Raw genomic sequence first — 21,420 nt, 5'->3', positions numbered from 1 at the left:
TTCGATTTCATTTTTCAAGGCCCGTTGGTCAAGGGGTTAAGACACCTCCCTTTCACGGAGGTAACAGGGGTTCGAATCCCCTACGGGTCACCAATAACCTGGACGCTTAGCTCAGCTGGGAGAGCATCTGCCTTACAAGCAGAGGGTCGGCGGTTCGATCCCGTCAGCGTCCACCATCATCTTACCGCGGGGTGGAGCAGTCCGGTAGCTCGTCGGGCTCATAACCCGAAGGCCGCAGGTTCAAATCCTGCCCCCGCAACCAAACATTATTATTGGAGACTTCCGTACGCGCGTTCAAGACGTCGGAATACCCTATACGGAATACGGAGCTGTGGTGTAGAGGCCTAACATGCCTGCCTGTCACGCAGGAGACCGCGGGTTCGAATCCCGTCAGCTCCGCCACTTATGAAATTATAGGGCTCGGTAGCTCAGTTGGTAGAGCAGAGGACTGAAAATCCTCGTGTCGGCGGTTCGATTCCGTCCCGAGCCACCATTTTTATAAAGGTCCATGCCGTTGTAGCTCAATTGGTAGAGCAACTGACTTGTAATCAGTAGGTTGGGGGTTCAAGTCCTCTCGACGGCACCACCCTTGGAGGATTAGCGAAGTGGCCAAACGCAGCAGACTGTAAATCTGTTCTCTGACGAGTTCGGTGGTTCGAATCCATCATCCTCCACCAGTTATTTTTCATGGCGATCGTGGCGAAGTGGTTAACGCACCGGTTTGTGGATCCGGCATTCGGGGGTTCAATTCCCCTCGATCGCCCCATGTTAAATCCTGTTGGGGATTAGCCAAGCGGTAAGGCAACGGACTTTGACTCCGTCATGCCTAGGTTCGAATCCTAGATCCCCAGCCATTTGTTATGAGCCATTAGCTCAGTTGGTAGAGCACCTGACTTTTAATCAGGGTGTCGAAGGTTCGAGTCCTTCATGGCTCACTTTATAAATATTTGCGGTTGTGGTGGAATGGCAGACACGCTATCTTGAGGGGGTAGTGGGCGTACGCTCGTGGAGGTTCGAGTCCTCTCAACCGCACCATATCATGATTTGCGGTCATGGCGGAATTGGCAGACGCGCTAGATTCAGGTTCTAGTGTCAGCAATGACGTGGAGGTTCAAGTCCTCTTGACCGCACCACCTAAGCGGAAGTGGCTCAGCGGTAGAGCATCGCCTTGCCAAGGCGAGGGTCGCGGGTTCGATTCCCGTCTTCCGCTCCATAAGTGCCCGTAGCTCAGCTGGATAGAGCGTTTGACTACGAATCAAAAGGCCGGGAGTTCGAATCTCTCCGGGCACGCCATTTATAAAGCTTTAACTTCGGGACGTAGCTCAGCTTGGTAGAGCACCTGGTTTGGGACCAGGGGGTCGCATGTTCAAATCGTGTCGTCCCGACCATCTTTTATTGCGGGTGTAGTTCAATGGTAGAACTCCAGCCTTCCAAGCTGGTAGCGTGGGTTCGATTCCCATCACCCGCTCCATTCGTTTATAAGGTTCAGCTCCTTGCATTTACGCAAGGAGCTTTTTTTGTTGTCCGCACCATTATTCGCGGGAGCGTATCCTGCTTAAACGAAGTCGAACGAAAAGCGCCCCTGAGCAATGTCAGGGGCGCTTTTCGTTCGACTTAATAAATATGTTTTCTCAGGACCGGCTCAATGTTGGACCAATCTTTCGTTTTGATCGCATTAAGCAATTGGACATGTTCGCTGATAAAAAGGGAGAAGTCATTTTGCTGATGGATTTGGGAGTTGTTCATGAAATGGAAAACAATTCTTGAAGATACGCCCGACCAAAGTGAAATGAGATATGGCTCTTCGGTCAGTGAGACAAGATATTCATGAAACTGCAAGTCTTTTTTGACAACCTTCCCCAAATCCTGATTTTTGCAGGCGTCAATCAAATCATTCAAAATATTGTCGAGGTCAGAAAAATGTTCGTCACTCAGCAGCGAAATAATTTTCTGGATGCAGAACGACTCCAACAACAGGCGAAGCGGATTAAGCAAGCCATCAACTTCTTCTTTCTCCACTTGAGCGACGGTTGTTTCACGATGGGTCTGCGTAACAAGCAGTCCTTCGCGCTCCAGCAGCAGAATGGCTTCGCGAATTGGACCCCGGCTGACGCCCATGTCATTGGATAAATCCTGTTCCCGCAATCGCTGACCGGGTTTTAATTGTCCGCCGATAACGGCGTCCTTGATATCCTGATAAATTTGATTTCGCAAAGTGTCTGTCTTTTTTATCGAAAACCGAAATTCGGAGTTCATATGAGGTTTACCTCCAGTCTGTATTTAGGGTACTACCCTTTACAATAACGGACAAATATTCTTTCGTCAACATTTACAGTAAATCATCAACAATTATGTTATTGTTGACAATTTAATAATTCTTTAATATTCTATTGATGAAAAAATAATAACGGCTAAGGAGTGTCACAATGAGGATTATAGACGTCATTACAACACCTGTGCTAATTCCTTTCAAAAAACCGGCAAAATGGTCGGGAGGTACCCGCAGAAATGCTCCTGCACTTATTATTCAACTGAAAACGGATGAAGGATTGATTGGATTGGGTGAATGTGTAGGTCCAACCATTCCGACCATTCAAACCATTGTTGAAAAAGAATTCAAACCGTTTCTGCTTGGCAAGGATCCGATGCAAACCGAGCTGATCTTGCATCAATTGGAGGAATATATCCTCAATTGGTCGCAAATTGGTTACTATGCTCTGGCCGGCATTGATATTGCTCTGCTGGATCTCAAAGCCAAAATATTGAATACGCCTCTGTATAACCTGCTGGGGGGATTATATCGGAATGATGTTCGTTTCGCCGGTTATTTGTTTATCGACGATCCACTCGTAAATGCAAAAGAAGCGGAAGAGCTTGTAGCCAAAGGATACGATGAAATCAAAATCAAAGTAGGCAGAGAGGTCGATTTTGACACTAAACGGATCAAGGAAATTCGCAGCGCCGTCGGTCCAGACGTGAAGCTAAGAATTGATGCGAACCAAATCTGGAGCGTCCCGACAGCAATTCGTGCGATTAACCAGATGGCTCCCTATGGGCTGCATCTCGTTGAGCAGCCGGTACCTTATTATGACATCGACGGGATGGCGACGGTAAGCCGTTCAGTTCCGGTTCCAATTACGGCAGACGAATCCTGTACCAACTTCGATTCCGCGTTGAAGCTGATCGAGAAGCGGGCTGTATCAGCGTTTACCGTATATCCGTCGGAAGCGGGCGGACTGCTGAAAGCGAAGCAGATCGTGGAGCTGGCGAACAGTTATGGCATTTGGTGCGTGACAGGCTCTTGGGCTGAAACCGGAATTGCAACGATGGCAAACGCACATCTGATCGCGTCCTCACGGAATTTCGTTTTTGCCAGCGATACGCACTATGAATGGTATGCTTCCGATGTGTTGCAAGACAAGCTGAATATTGTTGACGGGAAGCTGGCGATGAGTGGTCGTTCCGGATTAGGCATTGATCTTGCATCTGATTTCAACGGTTTGGCGAAGGACGAAATCCGGGAAATGGTATTTTATGATGATGAGTCAGCTGTAGAGTTTCAACCGCGTATTGGTATGATATTATAAAAAATTCAAGCTTTTCGTCATGTTTCAAAATAGCAAGTACAGAGCACATGAACGAGGAGGATGCCGAGTGACACAACGAATGCGGGCGCTTGTGTGGCATGGCGTACACGATTTACGGCTGGAAGAGGTTCCGGTTCCCGCGATTGGAGCCAAAGAGGTGCTCGTTCAGGTGCAATATGCCGGCATTTGCGCAACGGATCAGGAAATTTTTAACGGTCAATATCCTTATGATGCTCCTTACATTCCAGGTCATGAAATTACGGGAACGATAGCGAAGATCGGGGAAGGCGTCGAGCATTTGAAAGTGGGTGACAGAGTAGTCATTGATCCTGCTATTCCATGTGAGACATGCAGGTCGTGCCGAACGGGCCGCCCGGAGTTTTGCCTCCATTATCGCGAGCTTGGAATTAATGTTGATGGAGGGTGGGCAGAATACGTTAAAGCGCCTGCCAGGTGCGCGTACGCTATTCCGGATTCTTTGAGCAATGAAGCTGCAGCTGTGTTCGAACCGCTTGTCTGCCCGTTTGGCGCTGCAGAAGCAGCAGGCGTTCATACCGGGGATCATGTGCTTATCATCGGAGACGGGCCGGCAGCGATGTATTTTGTACAGATCGTTCGCATGATGGGAGCCGCCTCCATCTCGGTATCGTACAAGCTGGCCTCCCGAATAGAAGAGCTGCGCCGCTATGGCGCGATACAGTTCGCTGAAAGTGGAAGCATTCTGGAACTGGCGGATACAGCTCCATACCGGGAACATTCCGGCTTTGATCTGGTTATCGACGCAGTGGGCTATTCCGAAACGGTGAAGCGTGCGGTAGAGCTGGTTCGCGTCGGCGGGCGGATTATTTTATACGGATTAAAGGAAGAAGAGACGGAACGGTTTCCCCATAGGGAAATAATTTTGAAAAATCTGACGATTTATGGAAGAACGAATGCTCCTTCTGTTTGGGTGAAAGCGATTGAGAGCGTAGGCAATCATGTTTTGCATATTGATGACATAGCCGATCGGGTGATTTTGCCGCATGAGACGGCGGAAGTGCTAGCTTCGAAACAATGGTCTTGGAAAAAATGCATTATGCAATGGAATAACTAGGGAGGTGTAATAGATGACAAGAAGCAATTGGTTGAATAAGCTGTTTGTCGCGGGGTTGATGTTGGTGGTATTGGCTGCGTGCGGGAACAATAAAGGTGTTGACGAAGAATCTTCGAGCAAGGACAAGCCTTATGCGGGGAAAGAGATCAACGTTCTATCATGGGAAGGGTATCAGGAGGACGAATGGGTCACGCCTTTCGAGGAGGAGTATGGCGTCAAAGTAAATGTAACTTATGCGGGCAGCGTAGACGAAATGTTTTCGAAAGCCGCATCGGGCTCGTTGAAATACGATCTGATTTTTATGGATGGCGGATCCGTTACGAGGTACAACAAACTGAATCTGATTCAGCCCATTGATGTCTCCAAATTGAAGCACTATGGCGACCTTATTCCGAACATGAAGTCGATCAATGACAGTCATGTCGTATTCGATAGTAAGACATTCGCCATTCCGTTTGCCTGGGGCTCGCTTCCGATGGCTGTGAACAAGGATAAAATCAAAGAACCGATCACGTCCTGGTCCGCTCTATGGGACAGCAAGTACAAGGGCAAAATTGGTACGATGGATGATGCGAGCAATCAGGTTGCAACGACGGCGCTGCTGCTTGGTTTCTCGGACCCGTACAATCTCACGCCGGAGCAGCTTGATCAGGTAAAGCAGAAGCTGATTGAACAAAAGCCTCTTGTTCGTTCTTATTACACCGGATTTGAAGACGGCAAAAATTTAATGGCGAGCGGAGAGGCATGGTTGATGTTTACGCAAGGGCCGACAATGATCACTGATCTTCAGGCTCAGGGGATGAATATCGAAGAGGTTATTCCAAAAGAAGGCGCGCTTGTATGGATCGATAATGCCACGATTGGTGCAGATACGAAAAATCCCGATCTAATCTACGAATACATTAATTATTTGATTTCTTCCGAGGTACAGGCGCAATTGATCAAAAAAACCGGCTACGGCGGGGTCAACAAGCTGTCTGTCGAAAATCTGACTCCTGAAGAGGCCAAAAAGTCTCATATGGATGATGCCTCCTATTTCGATAGGCTCGTTTATGTCGCATCTCCAGAAAACTTTGAAAACCGCGTGAAGCTTTGGAATGAAGTGAAGGCGCAGTAAGCATCGATCGCGCTGCTGATCCTTTTAAGGAAGGTAGGGTAATATGGTCAAACAACAAGACATCGTGCTGGAATTTCAGAACGTTAAGAAGCAGTACGGAGGTTATACTGCCATTGAGAGGCTCGACTTGTCTATCCAAAGAGGGGAGTTCTTCTCTATCGTCGGGCCGAGCGGCTGCGGCAAAACGACCATACTAAAGATGATTGCAGGTTTCGAATTTCCGACAGCCGGCACGATTGAGATTGCTGGGAAGCCGTCCGATCGTCTGCCTCCATATAAACGGAACGTCAACACCGTCTTTCAGAACTATGCGTTATTTCCGCACATGAACATTTTTGACAATGTCGCATACCCTCTCCGGATCAAAAAAGCGGACAAAGCATCCATCAGGCAAACGGTTATGGAGCATCTGGATATGGTTGGCATGACCCAACATGCGCAGAAGGCAACCCATCAGCTTAGCGGAGGACAAAAGCAAAGGATTGCGCTTGCCAGGGCGATGATTTCAAGACCGGATATTCTCCTTCTGGATGAGCCTTTGTCGGCTCTGGACTTCCATCTTCGTCAGGAGATGCAGCGAGTGCTGAAGCAATTGCAACGGGAGAGCGGCATTACGTTCGTATATATTACGCACGATCAGGGCGAAGCGCTTAGTCTCTCGGATCGGATTGCCGTGATGAATCATGGCGTTCTCCAGCAGGTGGATACACCTTCCGCCATCTACCGGAAGCCTGCGACGAAATTTGTCGCGGGCTTTATCGGGAAGACGAATATATTGGAAGGCACACTTAATTCGGAACGTCAATTCATCCTTTCTCACGATCAGAAAGGCTTGAAAATTCAAGACGACAGTTGCTTTCAGGCCCGGGAACCGTTTTATATTTCCATTCGTCCGGATACCGTGAAGTTTTCGAAGCCTGATGACAGCTATGATAACTGTATATCTGGAGCCATAGTCGTAGATCAATCCTATTACGGCTCGGAAAGGGAAATTTTGCTGAATACCGGGGAGTGGGGGCCTATGCTCGTCAAGCTGAACGATCGTGAGTCTGCCGATCTGACGGAAGGGACAGTAACCGACATTTACTTTCGCTCGAAAGACGTCATTTCCATACCTAAAAGCGGGACAGCCTATGAATAGAAATATCGTAATCGGGTTGATTGCAGCGTGGGTGCTGCTGTTTATCCTTATTCCGATCGGCGTCATGGCGGCATACAGTTTGTGGAGTGTGGAGGATTTCAAGATTGTAAAGAAGATGAGCTTTCGTAATTATGAGGAAATATTTCTGAACGGTACTTATCTTTCGGTTCTATGGAAGACGATCAGGCTGTCCGTGTTCGTTGGTTTGCTGGCGTCGCTCATCAGTTACCCGCTCGCAGTGTACATTCGCTATTTCGGGGGAAGATACAAGCATTTTCTTTACCTTGCCGTGCTTGCTCCTTTGCTCGTCGGTTATTTGATACGGGTCTACGCATGGCGGTCGATCTTGAGCGAGAACGGTGTCATTAATTCCATTCTGACGATGACAGGCATATTGGCGGAGCCTACCGACAAGCTGTTGTTCAATAGCTTTTCCGTTGTCGTTACGATGCTGTGCATCGCCATCCCGTTTACGTTTATTCCCATCTACAATGCTATTGAAAAAATACCAGCCTATCTGCTGAATGCAGCGGCAGATCTCGGAGCAAGTACGCGGCAAACGTTCATAACCGTACTGTTTCCGCTCAGTCTGCCGGGACTTGTAACAGGCTTCATGTTCGCCTTCATCGCGGCATTGGGCGATTATATGACGCCTTCGCTCGTAGGCGGGACTTCCGGAATTATGATTGGGAATATCGTCCAGTCCCAATTCGGAAACAGTTTCAACTGGCCCCTTGGTTCTGCCCTTGCTATTATCATACTGATCATGACGCTGCTTGTCATTGTCGTTTCCCAGAAGCTGGGCGATGTCAAAGGCGTCATTGAAGAAGGGTAGGGTCTGAGATGAAAGTCTGGAAGTTCTTGTTGTTTCTGTTCGTATGCTCCGTTTTTTTCTTTATGTATTTCCCGATTCTGGTTACGGTACTTTTCTCCTTCAACTCCGGGAAAGTGCCTGCATTTCCGATTCAATCCTTCAGTATCCATTGGTATTCGGAACTGTTTAGCGATTCAAAGCTGTGGACCGCAGCACAAAACAGTCTTCTGGTCAGCCTGCCTTCGATTATCGTAAGCACAATTATCGGCACGATGGCGGCATTTCTGTTTCATCGCCATAAATTTACGGGGCAGGGCATGCTGCATATGGCGATCCTATTGCCCTATGTTCTCCCTGGCATTCTGACGGGTATTTCACTGACGCTGATGTTTAAATTTCTGGGTGTGCCTTCATCTCTGTTCACCGTTATTTTGGGACACACCGTCTTGATCACTCCGCTGATCATGCTGATGACGATGAACCGTCTCAAACGATTCGATAGATCCATTGAATTGGCGTCGATGGATCTTGGAGCAGGTCCGGTAACGACCTTTTTCCGGATCACGCTTCCGAATATTAAAGGGGCGATTATTAGCGGTATGCTGCTCGGACTGACGGTTTCTTTCGACGAGGTCATAGTCACATTTTTCCTTATTGGAACCGATAATACATTGCCAATGCAGATCTGGTCCATGATCCGGTTCGGCTTTTCGCCGCAAATCAACGCGATCTACTCTATCTTCATCATTCTTTCTCTGCTGATCGTGTTCATTACGAACCGCAGAGGCCGGAGAAAGGAAAGAAACAGCGCATGAAGGACAACCGATACTTGCTTGAGCGGAGCAACCTGTCCCGGATCGGTTCCATCCGGCAGTTGGCGGGAATTGAGCCCATCGTATTGCAGGAGGGGAAAGCGGCTGGAGTAAAAGCGTTTGATGTGCGAAATGGCCGTCTGCGATTCCACGTATTAGCTGACAGGGGAATGGATATTGGACAGGTGGAGTGCGAAGGAGTGCCGTTTGCCTGGATTTCTCCGGTTGGCTATGCGGCAAGCGCCTATTATGAACCGGACGGGAACGGGTGGCTGCGCAATTTTGCCGGAGGGCTGCTGACGACCTGCGGTCTCACTCAAACGGGTGAAGCTTGTCAGGACGGAGACGAAAAGCTGGGGCTTCACGGCAGGATTTCCAATCTTCCGGCAACCCAGGTGTCGCATCGGGAACGGTGGGACGGCGATGTGTACCGCTTATCGGTCAGCGGAGTCGTGACACAATCTTCGCTGTATGGGGAGTATGTTGAATTGCAGCGGGCCATCACGACCGAATACGGATCGAATGAAATTTTGGTTGAGGATACGGTTACGAACTGCGGACATTCGGCTTCTCCGTTTATGTTCATGTATCACATTAATTTGGGATTTCCATTGGTTGACGAGGGTGCGGTCATCGTCGCCAACTGCGCTTCGATACGGGCATGGGAAGGGACGCCAACTGCGGATTTACCCGCTTATAATGAAGTTCCTCCGCCAAGCGATACGGTTGACGAAGAGGTTCTTCATCTGGATATTAATCCTTCTGCGGACGGAAACGGATACGTCATGCTGGCAAACCGGGAGCGCGGAATCGGATTTTATTTGAAGTACGATACCGTGCAATTCCCTGCATTTTCGCTGTGGAAAGGTATTCGTAAAGGGGTTTACTGCATCGGGTTCGAACCGGCCAACTGCGGGCTGAACGGAAGAGTGAGGGAGCGGGCAGGCCGGGGCGTTGCGTCCTTGCAGCCTCAGGAGTCGAGTCTTTTCAGCACAAGGTTTGGATTTTTGACCACGGCGAAGGAGATCGACAGCATGGCGGATCGGATTGCAGCCAACAGATAAAGGAGGAATTATGCGTTGACAGGGAGAACAGTTTGTTTTGGCGCGATGAGTGCCCAAGTTAAATGCGTGGCATTCGACAAGGATGGAACGCTGTTCGATGCCTTCGGCTTCTGGACCTATATCGATAATTTGCGCAAAGAAGCGTTTCTGTCTGTCGTGGGCGACGGGCATCGGCAGGCATGGAGCAGGCTGATGGGGATAACCGAAGATGGTGTTGACCATCATGGCGTGCTGGCGGTTGCGTCCACTCAGGAAGAGATTATTATGACCGCCGGGCTTCTATATCAGTTGGGAGGCGGTTCATGGGTGCAATGCAAGCAGATCGCGTCGGAAATTTTCAGAACCGCTGATGCACAGCTTCAGATTGACCTTGCTTTCAAGCGTGTCGAAGGAGCACCTGAAATTTTTCATGCGCTGCGTCAGGAGGGAATCTACACCGGCATTTTGACTTCGGATGCTCTGGCGCGAACGGAAGATTGCATGCGTCTGCTAAATATATTGGAACAATTGGATTTTGTCATTACACCCGAGAAAGTTCAAACCGGCAAGCCGTCTCCCGACATGGTCCATTTGGCGTGCGAAGAGCTGTGTATCCAACCTGCCGATATGGCGGTCGTCGGCGATTCAATCGTGGATATGAGAATGGCTAAGGCGGCGGGAAGTCTGGCTGTAGGCATCATCACGTATGAAGGCTCTGAAGAAGTGTTGGCTCCGGAGGCGGATGTGCTTATCCGCTCGCTTAACGAAATTCGAATCATCTAGGTCGATTAGACAATGCCAGCTGACGGCAGGTTGAGGGGGAACCCTTGGCCTGCCGATTTTTTTGCGGTACACAGTATGTTGAAACTCTTTGCGCGGGCAAAGGGTTTTTTTGCTTTTTCGTGAATTACGCAGGAAAATGGTTATAGTGTTTAAGGCATCAATGCTATGATACTATGAAAAGACCCATATAGTTCCGTATTAAACAGGAGAATCCAATATTTTGCATGAAAACGGGAGGCTTGCAATTGAGCTACAAAATCACATGCGATTGGACGTACAGCGAAACGATCAATTATGCGATGCAGCAAAATCACGTGCCTGTCGTAAAACGGGTTGTATTAACAAATAATTCGGATGATGATCTGCATAACGTAACGGTAACATTGACTGCCGAGCCGGATTTTGCTTTTGAATGGAGCAAAACATATGATGTGCTGCCGGCCGGGCATCCGGCGGATCTCGGAACTATCGATGTGCACATGTCCGCTTCGTATCTCGGCGGATTGTCGGAGCGGGTAAGCGGCACGATGACCCTCACCGTCATGCAGGGCGAAACGCCGCTGCTGCAGGAGAGGCAGCCGATCACCGTGCTCACGTTTGATGAGTGGAGCGGGCTGGCCGTACTGCCGGAGCTGGCCGCCGCATTCGTAATGCCCAATCACCCGCAGGTGGCGCAGATTGTGCGTGAAGCGGCAGACAATTTAGGCAAATGGAGCGGCAATCCTTCGTTCACGGCTTATCAGAGCAAAGACCCTAACCGGGTGCGGATGCAGGCGGCGGCCATTTATGCGGCGCTGCAAAACAGAGGCATCTCTTACAACGTAGCGCCGCCAAGCTTCGAGAAGATCGGCCAGCGCGTCCGTCTTCCGGAAGCGGTATTTGCTCAGCGTATGGGCAACTGCCTCGATTTGTCGCTTTTGTATGCCGCCTGCATGGAAGCGGTCGGGCTGCATCCGCTGCTCATTTTTACCGAGGGGCATGCGTTTGCGGGCGTTTGGCTTGTGGAGGAGACGTTCTCCGAGAGCGTCCAGGACGATATTTCACTGCTGACGAAGCGGATCGCTTCCGGCGTTAACGAAATATGCGTGATCGAATCGACCGCTTTCGTGCAGGGAACGGGGGCCACTTTCGACGATGCGGTGCTGCGGGCGGAATCCAAGCTGCAAAATCCGGATCAATTTGATTGCGTCGTGGACGTGCGCCGTGCGCGTGGAGGTTCCATTCGTCCGTTGCCGCTGCGGACGGCAACGCCGGAAGGATGGGAGATCGAAGCCCCGCTTCCCGAAGCCGATTCGTCCGCTGCTCCGCTGCCGGTCGAAGTGATTGCGAAACCGGAGGATGCGGAGTCGATCCCCATCACCCGCCAGAAGCTGTGGGAGCGCCGCCTGCTCGATTTGTCCCTCCGCAATACGCTTCTTAATTTCAGGCTGACGAAAGCCAGCGTGTCACTAATGACCGTTCAGCTTGGCGAATTGGAGGATGCGCTTGCCCGGCGCGAAGAGTTCTCTCTGCTCGCAAAGCCAGGGGACTGGCAGGACGAGGTGCGAAGCGCGAATTTATATCAAAGCATAAGCGGCAGCCACCCTCTGGCGGAGCTGCTCCATCAAGAATTTAAACGAAATCGTCTGCGCGCAGACCTGAATGAGGCGGAGCTGGAAAAACGCCTCGTACATTTGTACCGCTCCTCCCGCAGCTCGCTTGAAGAAAATGGAGCAAACACGCTGTATCTTGCGCTCGGACTGCTGAAATGGTACGAGACGAACGTCAGCGAACTGCCCCGGTATGCGCCGCTCGTCCTCATCCCGGTTGATATCGTCCGAAAATCGTCACGCCTCGGATATGTGATCCGCGGCCGGGACGAGGAACCGCAAATCAATATTACGCTGCTGGAAATGCTCCGGCAAGATTTCGGCATCCAGATCGGCGGGCTTGATCCGCTTCCGAGAGACGATAACGGCGTTGATCTGAAAGGGATCTTTACCGTCATCCGGCATGCCCTGATGCAGATGTCCCGCTGGGATGTGGAAGAATCCGCATATTTGGGACTGTTTTCTTTCGGCCAGTTTGTCATGTGGAACGACATCCGCACACGCGTCGATGCTTTGGCGGAGAACGCGATCGTCGCCAGCTTAATGGAAGGGAAGCTGCTGTGGCAGGAAGCGGCCGGAGAGGAGAGGCCGCTTGACGAGGAGCATCCCGGCCGGCTTACCGTCCCGGTAAGCGCCGATTCCTCCCAGCTGTCGGCGATACGGGCGGCGGCAGACGGCCAAAGCTTCGTGCTGCACGGCCCTCCGGGGACCGGCAAGTCCCAGACGATTACGAATATGATCGCAAGCGCGCTCGCCGGCGGCAAGCGGGTGCTGTTCGTGGCGGAGAAAATGGCTGCCCTGTCCGTTGTCCAGAAGCGGCTGGAGCAGATTGGTCTAGGCCCGTTCTGTCTGGAGCTGCATTCGAACAAAAGCACGAAGAAAGCCGTTCTCGATCAGCTTAACGCAGCAATGGAAGCGCCGCGGGCGCAGACGCCGGAAACGTGGAGCGTTCAGGCGGACCGCCTGGGAGGCTTGCGCGGCGAACTCAACGGGTACGCTACCGCGCTTCATCGTCAGCACCGCTTTGGCCTTTCTTTATTTGAGGCGATAGCCGGATTTGAACGTGCCGGCAAAGGGCTCGATCCCGTTCGCTTCGACTTGGCCGCCATCGAAACACTCACGCCGGAGAAGCTGAGCGTTTGGCGGGACCTCGCCTCCCGGATTCAAGCGGCGGGGCGTCAAAGCGGAACTCCGGCCGGACATCCTTGGCGCGAAGCGCGCTGCGCCGCTTACTCGCAGCCGTTTAAAGATGAAGTGGAGCGGTTGCTGGAACGGTATGGCGCCGAGCTGCAGCCTTGCCAGGATGCGCTGGCCCAGGCCGCCAGCCTGCTTCAAACCGGTTCAGAAGCCTTGTGCGCCCGCGATATAACGATGCTCGTCCAGTTATGCGAATTGTTGCTCCAAGTGCCGGACGTGAAGCCGGCTTTGCTGCAAGCTGCGAATCTGGAGGAAACCGCAGCCGGGTTGAAAGCCGCGGCGGAACAAGGGAAACGAAGAGATGCGATTCGTCAAACCGTCTGCGCCAGCTTCAGCCCGGATGCTGTCCGTTTCGATGCGCGGCTGACGCTTTCGGAGTGGACGAAGGCGGAGCTGCAGTGGTTTTTGCCGAAATGGACGGGACAAAACCGCGTGCTGAAGCTGCTGAAAGGGATGGCGCTCCCCGGTACAAACCTGTCCAAGGAGCGGGTGAAAGGTCACCTGAACGATATCATCCGTTGGCAGGAAGAAGAGCAAAAGCTGCAAGAAGCGGGCGGTTCCGCCGCCCCGCTGATCGGAAGCACGCTGTGGAACGAAGAGCATGGCGATTGGGACGCCGTGCTGAAGACTTGCGATTGGGTTATGCAGCTGGACAGGCTGCTTGCCGGCTGGTACAACAGTCCGGCCGCTGCGCTGCAGGCGCGCAGCCGGATCGGCGAGCTGCTCCAAAGCGGGCGCAGCGCTTTTATGGCGCAGAGCGGGGTGCTGGAGCGCGCGGCAGCTCTTTACAAGCAGACCGATGCGCTTGAGCGGGAGCTGCTTCTGCAGCTGCAGGTTGATCGGGAAGAGCTTGCGGCTGCGGCCGGACCTGCGAGCTGGTATTCGTTCATGCAGCGCAAAACGGGCGTATGGGCCATGAGCCTGGACGCATTGCGCGACTGGTGCGCATGGCAGCGGGTGCGCGAACAAGCGGAGGCGGAAGGTCTTCTCCCGCTCCTTATTCCTTACGAGCGAGGCGAGCTGCCGAATGAACAGCTGATTCCGGCTTTTGAGCGGGGGCTGTATAAAGCTTGCGCAAACGATATTATTGCCAATGACGAGCGGCTGGGCTCTTTCTCCGGCTCTTTGTTTGAAGAGAGCATGGAGCGGTTCGCGGAGACGGACCGCCGCTTTGAGGAACTGACCCGACAGGAGATCGCCGCGCGGCTCTCGGCCAAAGTTCCGCAAATGACGCAAGAAGCGGCCCAGAGCTCCGAAGCGGGCATCCTGCAGCGGGCGATCCGCAGCGGCGGCAGAGGCGTTTCGATCCGGAAACTGTTCGAGCAAATTCCGAATCTGCTCCCGAGATTGACGCCCTGCATGCTGATGAGCCCGATTTCCGTCGCGCAATATTTGGATCCGGCAGGCGCCAAATTCGATCTCGTTATTTTCGACGAGGCTTCGCAGGTTCCTACCGCTTGGGCGGTCGGCGCTTTAGCCAGGGGCAAACAGGCCGTCATCGTTGGAGATCCGAAGCAGCTGCCGCCGACAAGCTTTTTCTCCAAAACAAACGATGAAGAAGGCGAAGAAGAAACGGCGGTTCAGGACATGGAAAGCATACTCGACGACGCGCTGGCGCTGGGCATGCCGCAGATGCATTTATCCTGGCATTACCGCAGCCGCCACGAAAGTTTGATCGCGTTCAGCAATGCGCACTATTACGACAACAAACTGCTGACGTTCCCGTCGCCCGATGAGCCGGTATCCAGCGTGACGTGGCGCCCTGTGGGCGGATTTTACGACCGGGGACGCTCCAAGCAAAACCGCGCGGAAGCGGAAGCGGTCATTGCGGAAATTTCACGGCGGCTGAAAGACGATAAACTGCGTCAATCCAGCATCGGGGTTGTCACGTTCAGCTCTATCCAGCAAACGCTGATTGAGGATTTGCTCGATGAGGAGCTGAAGAAGGAGCCGGGATTGGAGCTGCTGATGGCGCAGCTGCCGGAGCCGCTGTTCGTCAAAAATTTGGAAAACGTGCAGGGCGATGAACGGGACGTCATTTTATTTTCGGTCGGTTACGGTCCGGATGAAGCGGGAAAGATCAGCCTGAACTTCGGGCCGCTGAACCGGCAGGGAGGGTGGCGCCGCCTCAATGTGGCGGTGTCGCGGGCGAGACGCGAAATGATCGTCTTTTCCACCCTGCGTTCCGATCAGCTGAGCGCCAGCCGGACGAGCGCGCAGGGCGTGCTCGGATTGAAAGCTTTTCTGGACTTTGCGGAAAAAGGAAAGCATGTGCTGCCGGTCGGCGATAGCGCCGCACAGGCCGACTCGGTTCGTTATATCCAGCGCACGATAGCGGATGAACTAAAGCATTTTGGCTACGAGGCCGGTCTTCATATCGGTACTTCGGGATACCGGATCGACGTTGCCGTCCTCGATCCGGACGACCCCGGCCGATATTTGCTCGGCATTCTGCTTGACGGTCCGATGTATCACCAAGCGAAGACGGCGCGCGACCGGGACATTTTGCGTCCTCAAGTGCTGCAGCAGCTTGGCTGGAGCCTGCACCGCGTATGGATGCCGGATTGGTGGGAAAACCGGGAAGCGGAGCTGCGCAAAATCGGGCTGGCGGTCGAGCGGATCAGAATCGTGCGGGCGCAGCAGGAAGCGGCCGCCGCGTCTGCCTTGCAGTCAGAGCCGGCCGGCATAACGGAGGAGGCCTCCATGGCGGCGGTCTCTATGGCGGATAGCGCTGAGGCAAGCGCCCGTTCAGAGGAGGATCCCACGGCGAACGCCCGCCCGGAGAAGTCCACCATAGTGGATATCCCGGAAGCCGATGAACGCACGGTGTACGCTCCGGCGGCCGATGCCTCTGCGACGGATACCCCTGACGCGAGCGCCCGTTCCGCGGATGCTTCCACGGTGGACGCCCAGGCGTCGAGCGCCACGACGGCGAGTGGCTCCACGTCGAGCGCCCCGACATCGGATGCCTTGGCGGCCCAGCCGATCCCTTCAAGCGGCGACCATCCGCTTCCAAGCGGGGCGATGCCGTATGCGCCGTGCCAGCCGGAGGCCGTTTCGCTCGGAATGGACGCTTTTTACGCTCCGGAGCATACGCCGCTGCTGCTTAAGCAGCTGAAGCAAGTTGTTAACGCGGAAGGACCGATCAGCCGCAGTCTGCTTGCAAAGCGGGTGCTGCAGGCATGGGGAATCGGACGGATGGGCGCCAAAATCGACCGGCGGATGGAAGAGCTTTTGTCCCGGCTAAACGTCAATCGGACGGAAACGGCGGGCGGGGCGTTTTTCTGGCCGGAAGGAACCGGGCCGGATGAATATACCGGCTTCCGCGCAGCGAGGGAAGATACCCATCGCCGCACCGCCGAGGATCTGCCGCCGGAAGAAGTGGCAAACGCTGTGAAATGGGTGCTTGCAGCCCAAATCAGCCTGTCGCAAGAGGACCTGGCCAAGCAAACGCTGAAAGCGCTCGGATATGCCCGCTCCGGACCGGCTTTGGACAAAGCGGTACGCAGCGGGGTCGAGTTGGCGATTGAACGCGGGATGGCATTCGTAGACGGCCAGGAGCGCATTGTTTATAAGGAATAGCTTTGTTTGAGGCTGTCATCGAAGCAGCCCAAAAACGGCGGCCCGTAAGAAGGACATTACAAAAAACGTCCTCTTGCGGGCCATTTTTGTATGGAAGGAAGTACCGGTTAAACGAACATCAGCCTCTGTCCGATTGGAACGATATGATTGCGGTCCGCCCACAAAATAAAATAGGTGTAAACCGTCCCCTGAATCGGAACGGGCTTCGGATACTTCACAATCAGCGCCGACTGGCTTCGCATCTCGGCCGGCTGGTCGGCGGAAGGAAAGATGAAGCAGGCCGGCTGATTTTGAATGTTTGCCCGGACGATCCGGGGGGCTGAACCGTAAGGACGCAAAGGATGAAATGCTTCCGCGCGGCACACCTCATCAATCCCTTTCTCGGACGAAATCGCGGATATTTGAAAAAAACCGTCCGCTCCTTCGTATCGCTCCTCCGTCACTTTGCGCCAGCTGGCCGGGTAAGGAAACGAAACCCGGTACTGCCGATTGATATACCGGTCGGTCTGCGGCAAGGCAGCAGCGGGCGGCGACCACTGCAGCGCGGCAATGCGGCCTCCTTCCACGATTTTGAACGGCGCCGGGTTGCGGATATCGACCAGCCAAATTTGGCTTGCCTGTTCGGCGATCGTACATCCGGACAAATATGCGATGCGGTTTCCGTCCGGCGACCAGCTTACCGGCGAGGCAAAGCAGTCCGATTGCGCCCATGTTTTCATTTGCCCGCCGCTGCGGCTGTCGGTTTGGATGAGCGAAATATAGCGGTTGTCTTCCATCGCGGTGGCGCTGTAGGCGATTAACGAATCGTCCGGCGACCATTCCGGAAAGTAGTTTTTGGCGAGCGGTCCGCCTTCGAGCTGAACCGTTTGACCGGTAGCCAAATCGACCGTCGAGATGATGGATATGCTGACGCCGGGTGAAGTGTACAGCGCGAAACGGCCGTCATGAGACAGCCGGACGTTATGAAGCGGGCCTTCCGTATTTTGCGTCAGCTGCTGCTTATCCGTACCGTCGCTGTTAATGCGGTAGAGCTGGCTGATTCCGGCCGAATCCGGTGCGGCAAACAAAAGCTCGCGTCCCGAAGGAAACCACTGGGCATCGGCGGCCCCCTCCTGAAGGATGGAACGGCTCGTATGAGTGAGCACATTGTAAATGACGATTTGTCCGTCTTTCACATAAGTAAGGAATCGGCTGTCCGGCGACCAGTCCAGCAGCGTGTACGGTTCGATCTGATCGATCTGTGCGGCGGATCCCGCTGCCGTGTCAAGCGCGTATAGGATGCTGCCTGCTCCGATAAAGGCGATTCTTCTTCGGTTCGGCGACCAATAAGGGACAGAAAATTCCGTTCCCAGCCCCCGGGTAATGGGATAAGTAAGCCCGGCAGCAGGGACATAAATCCAAATTTCGAACGTTCCTCCGCGGTTGGACGTATAGGCGAGCAGCCCGGCGCCGCCCTGACGCGGCGTCTCAAAGCGATGCATAAGCACATCCCCCTAACTTCAATAAACGGCTCTTTTCAGCATATTCGGCAGCAGGACGCTATAGGCGCAAGCCGGGAATATTTTGTGGTAAAATTTGTGAAGGGGGTGGAGGAATTGAAGAAGGTGCTTGTTTTGGGCGGAACGAGGTTTTTTGGGAAAAAGCTGGTGGAGCGGCTGGTAGGCGAAGGGGCAGGCGTCACGATCGTCACAAGGGGCAACGTTCCCGATCCGTTCGGCGGCGCTGTAACGCGGCTGCAGGCCGACCGCACCGATAAGGCGGCGCTGAGCCGCCTGCTTGGCTCCTCTTCGTTCGATGTCGTATATGACAACATTTGTTATACGCCGCAGGAAGCGGAAGACGCTATCGCTTTATTTGCGGACCGGACCGGCAAATATATCGTCACGTCGTCGCTCAGCGTCTACCCGTTTGGGGAAGAGCGGCTAAGCGAGCGCGATTTTGACCCGTACCGCTATCCTTTGCCGCACCCCTTGCCGCCGAAAGGCGACTATGCGGAAGGGAAACGGCTGGTGGAGGCGGTCGTGTTCCAGAAAGCGCCGTTTCCGGCCGCGGCCGTCCGTTTCCCGATCGTGCTCGGGCATGACGACTATACCCGCAGGCTTCATTTTCATATTGAGCATGTCCAGGACGGGCAGCCGCTCGGCATCCCGAACCCGGGCGCAAAAATGTCGTTCATCCGTTCCGACGAAGCGGCCGCGTTCCTCGCCTGGCTGGGCCGATCCGAGCTGGCTGGGCCGGTAAACGCTTGTTCCAAAGGGGAAATATCCCCCGGGGAAATCGTGTCGTTTATTTCGGAAGCGGTCGGCAAACCGGCCGATATCGTCAGCGAGACGGAGCAGATCCACATGTCGCCGTTTGGCGTGCCCGAGCCTTGGTACATGGATACGGAAAAAGCGGAAGCCGCCGGTTTTGCGTTCGAGCAACTGAACGATTGGCTGCCGGATTTAATCCGGGAGATCGCTGCCGGCCGATCAAAATGACGGGTTTTCAGTGAAACGACAAGGGGCTTCCCAAAAGGGTATCAGGGTGTGAGTCAGTGAGTTAGTCCCAATCAATGCGCAAAGACGCTTCCGGAACCACTGTATAAGCCGGGGAAGGAAGCGTCTTTTTGTAGGCAAAACCATGTCGGAGTGACAACCCGCGTTGAGGTCCGAAAGAGCCAACCACTGACCGGCCTTATGGCGGTGGCCCCTAGGTCATGGTGGTTTGGGGCAGCTTCTTTATTTTCCCCCGTCGTTTCCGTACACGAACCGCTCGATTTGCGCAAACTTCTCTTCCGTCAAAGGTCCCGAGTTATCGAAATAGAGGATGGAAGAGGGAGGAAGCTCCCATTTGATGTCCCGCCGGATCAGCGACGGGCTGAAGCGGCTCCAGTTGCTCAGCTTCCACTCGTCCAGATGCGAACCTCTGTCCTGAATGCGGCGGCGGTAGTGCTCGTCGTCCGGGAGAAAAACAAACAGCGCCTTGACGTCAACGTCATTTGGTGAAGCGCCGATCCGGGCAAGCTCCTGCTTATGCCATAAAGGGTCTTCAATCTCTTTGGTGAAGGGGCCAACAACGAACGCGTCCGTCCCAAGCTCCACATTTTCCAGCGCGGCGTCCATCGTGATGCGGTACCCCAAATCGCGGCAGTGCCGTTTGTAAACGGGCGAGTCGCGGTCGTCCGGATCCTGTCCTAACAGTGTCATGATCGCCTCGGCCGCCGGCCGGGTCAGCGTATCCATATCAAAAAAAGCGGCGCGGCGCTGTTTCGCCAGCGTTTTCGCCAGAGTCGTCTTTCCCGCTCCGGCCGGTCCCAGAAAAAACACAAGCTTTCTCATGCTAGCCTCCGTTAACGTTTATTGCCATATTATTCGATGCCGAACCCGATGCGCGGGCGCTGGCGTTCTTTTGTATTAACGGTTATGCTGCGGATCGACGTAACGGGAATATACAGATCCTCGTATTCCGTGCGGTATTTCACAAACGTATCGTCCGCCTGCTCCAGTGTTCCCCCGTTTACACTCGTCCCGTCAATGAAATAAATTGCGACTTCTTTTCCATACAGGCTTGTCAGCATATTGACGCCTCCTTATGAAGCAGGATTAACTTGAATTTTGTCGAATTGCTGTAGATCAAAAAGATCGAGTTCCGGACATTGTCGGAAGCGCTCTGCCATCCGCGGCAACATCGGGATGGCTGAGGGAAGGAGTAATCATGACACTAATAAAAGATATGAATGCGCAAGATCAGTTCGTCGGCTTTTACCTGCTGCGGGAGCTCGAAGTGAGGCAGACCAATTCGACGCCGCCCAAAGATTATTTCGATATCGTGCTGGGCGATTCGAGCGGGCAAATATCCGCCAAATTTTGGGACGTGTCGCCGACGGATAAAGAGACGTTTTTCCCGATGGCGCTTGTGAAGGTGAAGGGCATCGTGCAGCTGTACCGCGAGAAGCTTCAGGTCAAAATTATGCAGATCCGCAAGGCGAACGACGAAGACGGAGTGTCGCTGACCGATTTTATCCGCTCCGCGCCGATCCGGCCGATCGATCTCGTGCATGCGATCAAGCAGGCGCTCGGCAGCATAACGGACCGCGAAATCCACGATCTGACCGCCTTCTGCGTTGACAGAGCGGAAGAGAAGCTGATGCATTATCCCGCGGCCAAAACCCATCATCACGCCTATTATGCGGGACTTGCGTATCATATGGCGCGCATGCTGGAGCTGGGCGAATTTTTATGCCGGCAGCGGCCCTTTTTAAACCCGGATATGCTGAAAGCGGGCATCATTTTGCATGATATTGCCAAAACCGAAGAAATGGACGCCCGGCTCGGCATCGTCTCCGAATACAGTCTGACGGGCAAGCTGATCGGCCATATTTCGATTGCAGCGAGCTGGATTACGGAAGCCGCCGTCCGCCTTAATATCGATCCCCGGTCCGAGAAGGTGGTGGCGCTGCAGCATATGGTGCTGTCGCATCACAACCTTCCGGAATGGGGCAGCCCCGTGCTGCCGCAGACCGCCGAGGCCGTCGCCCTGCATCATATCGACGCGCTCGACGCCAAAATGCAGATGGTCGAGGATGCGCTCGATTCGACGCCGGACACCGAGCCGTGGACGCCGCCGATCCGGGGACTCGAAAACAAGGCGATTTACCGGACGAACGGGACGAACGTGTAG

At 53.7% G+C, this 21,420-nt stretch carries 15 protein-coding genes and 16 tRNA genes; 27 read left to right on the top strand and 4 right to left on the bottom strand.

The window, feature by feature from the left end; translation table 11 throughout:
- The first annotated feature begins 18 nt into the window (after positions 1-18).
- The 16 genes from VN24_RS05510 to VN24_RS05435 all read left to right on the top strand — a co-directional run bounded on the left by VN24_RS05510 (position 19) and on the right by VN24_RS05435 (position 1,471).
- Positions 19-93 (top strand) — tRNA-Glu (locus VN24_RS05510).
- A 7-nt stretch (positions 94-100) separates the two neighbouring features.
- Positions 101-176: transfer RNA gene (locus VN24_RS05505), tRNA-Val, on the top strand.
- 9 nt (positions 177-185) lie between these two features.
- Positions 186-262, top strand: a tRNA-Met gene (locus VN24_RS05500).
- Between the two features lie 63 nt (positions 263-325).
- Positions 326-402 (top strand) — tRNA-Asp (locus VN24_RS05495).
- A 15-nt stretch (positions 403-417) separates the two neighbouring features.
- Positions 418-493 (top strand) — tRNA-Phe (locus VN24_RS05490).
- Between the two features lie 17 nt (positions 494-510).
- A tRNA-Thr gene (locus VN24_RS05485) sits at positions 511-586 on the top strand.
- Positions 587-591: 5 nt separating this feature from the next.
- Positions 592-677 (top strand) — tRNA-Tyr (locus VN24_RS05480).
- Positions 678-690: 13 nt separating this feature from the next.
- Positions 691-766 (top strand) — tRNA-His (locus tag VN24_RS05475).
- A gap of 13 nt (positions 767-779) precedes the next feature.
- Positions 780-854 (top strand) — tRNA-Gln (locus tag VN24_RS05470).
- Between the two features lie 8 nt (positions 855-862).
- Positions 863-935 (top strand) — tRNA-Lys (locus VN24_RS05465).
- 14 nt (positions 936-949) lie between these two features.
- Positions 950-1,035, top strand: a tRNA-Leu gene (locus VN24_RS05460).
- Between the two features lie 11 nt (positions 1,036-1,046).
- A tRNA-Leu gene (locus VN24_RS05455) sits at positions 1,047-1,133 on the top strand.
- A 5-nt stretch (positions 1,134-1,138) separates the two neighbouring features.
- A tRNA-Gly gene (locus VN24_RS05450) sits at positions 1,139-1,213 on the top strand.
- Between the two features lie 3 nt (positions 1,214-1,216).
- Positions 1,217-1,293, top strand: a tRNA-Arg gene (locus VN24_RS05445).
- Between the two features lie 18 nt (positions 1,294-1,311).
- A tRNA-Pro gene (locus tag VN24_RS05440) sits at positions 1,312-1,388 on the top strand.
- A 9-nt stretch (positions 1,389-1,397) separates the two neighbouring features.
- Positions 1,398-1,471: transfer RNA gene (locus VN24_RS05435), tRNA-Gly, on the top strand.
- Positions 1,472-1,614: 143 nt separating this feature from the next.
- On the opposite strand, the gene VN24_RS05430 is transcribed toward VN24_RS05435, so the two are convergent.
- Positions 1,615-2,214, bottom strand: coding sequence for a GntR family transcriptional regulator (locus VN24_RS05430; RefSeq protein WP_238590835.1), 600 nt, complete (start codon positions 2,212-2,214; stop codon positions 1,615-1,617).
- A gap of 212 nt (positions 2,215-2,426) precedes the next feature.
- On the opposite strand from VN24_RS05430, the gene VN24_RS05425 reads away from it, so the two are divergent.
- The 9 genes from VN24_RS05425 (at position 2,427) to VN24_RS05385 (ending at position 16,758) form a co-directional block, all read left to right on the top strand.
- Entirely contained in the window at positions 2,427-3,587 is a 1,161-nt protein-coding gene (locus tag VN24_RS05425; protein ID WP_045669578.1) for a mandelate racemase/muconate lactonizing enzyme family protein, read from the top strand.
- Between the two features lie 67 nt (positions 3,588-3,654).
- The gene (locus VN24_RS05420) at positions 3,655-4,680 is read left to right on the top strand and encodes a zinc-dependent alcohol dehydrogenase (protein WP_045669577.1); all 1,026 of its coding nucleotides are present in this window, start codon (positions 3,655-3,657) and stop codon (positions 4,678-4,680) included.
- 13 nt (positions 4,681-4,693) lie between these two features.
- A complete protein-coding gene (locus tag VN24_RS05415; protein ID WP_045669576.1) occupies positions 4,694-5,797 on the top strand; it encodes an ABC transporter substrate-binding protein in 1,104 nt (367 codons plus the stop codon).
- Positions 5,798-5,840: 43 nt separating this feature from the next.
- A complete protein-coding gene (locus VN24_RS05410) occupies positions 5,841-6,938 on the top strand; it encodes an ABC transporter ATP-binding protein (protein ID WP_045669575.1) in 1,098 nt (365 codons plus the stop codon).
- Complete coding sequence (locus tag VN24_RS05405; RefSeq protein ID WP_045669574.1) at positions 6,931-7,773, top strand: ABC transporter permease; 843 nt, start codon at positions 6,931-6,933, stop codon at positions 7,771-7,773. Before VN24_RS05410 ends, VN24_RS05405 begins: the two co-directional genes overlap by 8 nt.
- Before the next feature lie 8 nt (positions 7,774-7,781).
- Positions 7,782-8,567, top strand: coding sequence for an ABC transporter permease (locus tag VN24_RS05400; protein WP_045669573.1), 786 nt, complete (start codon positions 7,782-7,784; stop codon positions 8,565-8,567).
- Positions 8,564-9,628 carry an aldose 1-epimerase family protein gene (locus VN24_RS05395; RefSeq protein ID WP_052702804.1) on the top strand — a complete coding sequence of 355 codons (1,065 nt, stop codon included), beginning with the start codon at positions 8,564-8,566 and terminating at the stop codon, positions 9,626-9,628. Before VN24_RS05400 ends, VN24_RS05395 begins: the two co-directional genes overlap by 4 nt.
- Positions 9,629-9,643: 15 nt before the next feature.
- Positions 9,644-10,390 (top strand): HAD family hydrolase, encoded by a 747-nt coding sequence (locus tag VN24_RS05390; protein WP_238590834.1) that lies wholly within the window; start codon positions 9,644-9,646, stop codon positions 10,388-10,390.
- 245 nt (positions 10,391-10,635) lie between these two features.
- A complete protein-coding gene (locus tag VN24_RS05385; RefSeq protein ID WP_158453649.1) occupies positions 10,636-16,758 on the top strand; it encodes a DUF3320 domain-containing protein in 6,123 nt (2,040 codons plus the stop codon).
- 107 nt (positions 16,759-16,865) lie between these two features.
- On the opposite strand, the gene VN24_RS05380 is transcribed toward VN24_RS05385, so the two are convergent.
- Positions 16,866-18,239, bottom strand: a complete 1,374-nt coding sequence (locus VN24_RS05380) for a PD40 domain-containing protein (protein WP_045669571.1) — start codon at positions 18,237-18,239, stop codon at positions 16,866-16,868.
- 114 nt (positions 18,240-18,353) lie between these two features.
- Between VN24_RS05380 and VN24_RS05375 the strand changes: the two genes are divergently transcribed.
- Positions 18,354-19,238: an NAD-dependent epimerase/dehydratase family protein gene (locus tag VN24_RS05375; protein ID WP_045669570.1), complete on the top strand. Its 885-nt coding sequence runs from the start codon at positions 18,354-18,356 to the stop codon at positions 19,236-19,238.
- Positions 19,239-19,478: 240 nt separating this feature from the next.
- Here VN24_RS05375 and VN24_RS05370 read toward each other — a convergent pair whose 3' ends face one another.
- Entirely contained in the window at positions 19,479-20,078 is a 600-nt protein-coding gene (locus VN24_RS05370) for a P-loop nucleotide/nucleoside kinase family protein (protein WP_045669569.1), read from the bottom strand.
- Between the two features lie 29 nt (positions 20,079-20,107).
- A complete protein-coding gene (locus VN24_RS05365) occupies positions 20,108-20,317 on the bottom strand; it encodes a hypothetical protein (RefSeq protein ID WP_045669568.1) in 210 nt (69 codons plus the stop codon).
- Between the two features lie 137 nt (positions 20,318-20,454).
- Here VN24_RS05365 and VN24_RS05360 point away from each other — a divergent pair, with 137 nt between their 5' ends.
- On the top strand, positions 20,455-21,420 hold the full coding sequence (locus tag VN24_RS05360; RefSeq protein ID WP_045669567.1) for a 3'-5' exoribonuclease YhaM family protein: 966 nt from the start codon (positions 20,455-20,457) through the stop codon (positions 21,418-21,420).

Origin of the sequence: Paenibacillus beijingensis, from assembly GCF_000961095.1 — a bacterium.
Classification (GTDB): domain Bacteria; phylum Bacillota; class Bacilli; order Paenibacillales; family Paenibacillaceae; genus Paenibacillus_O; species Paenibacillus_O beijingensis.
The sequence above is the reverse complement of the archived record's forward strand: the minus strand, read 5'-3'. Positions and strand labels throughout refer to the sequence as shown.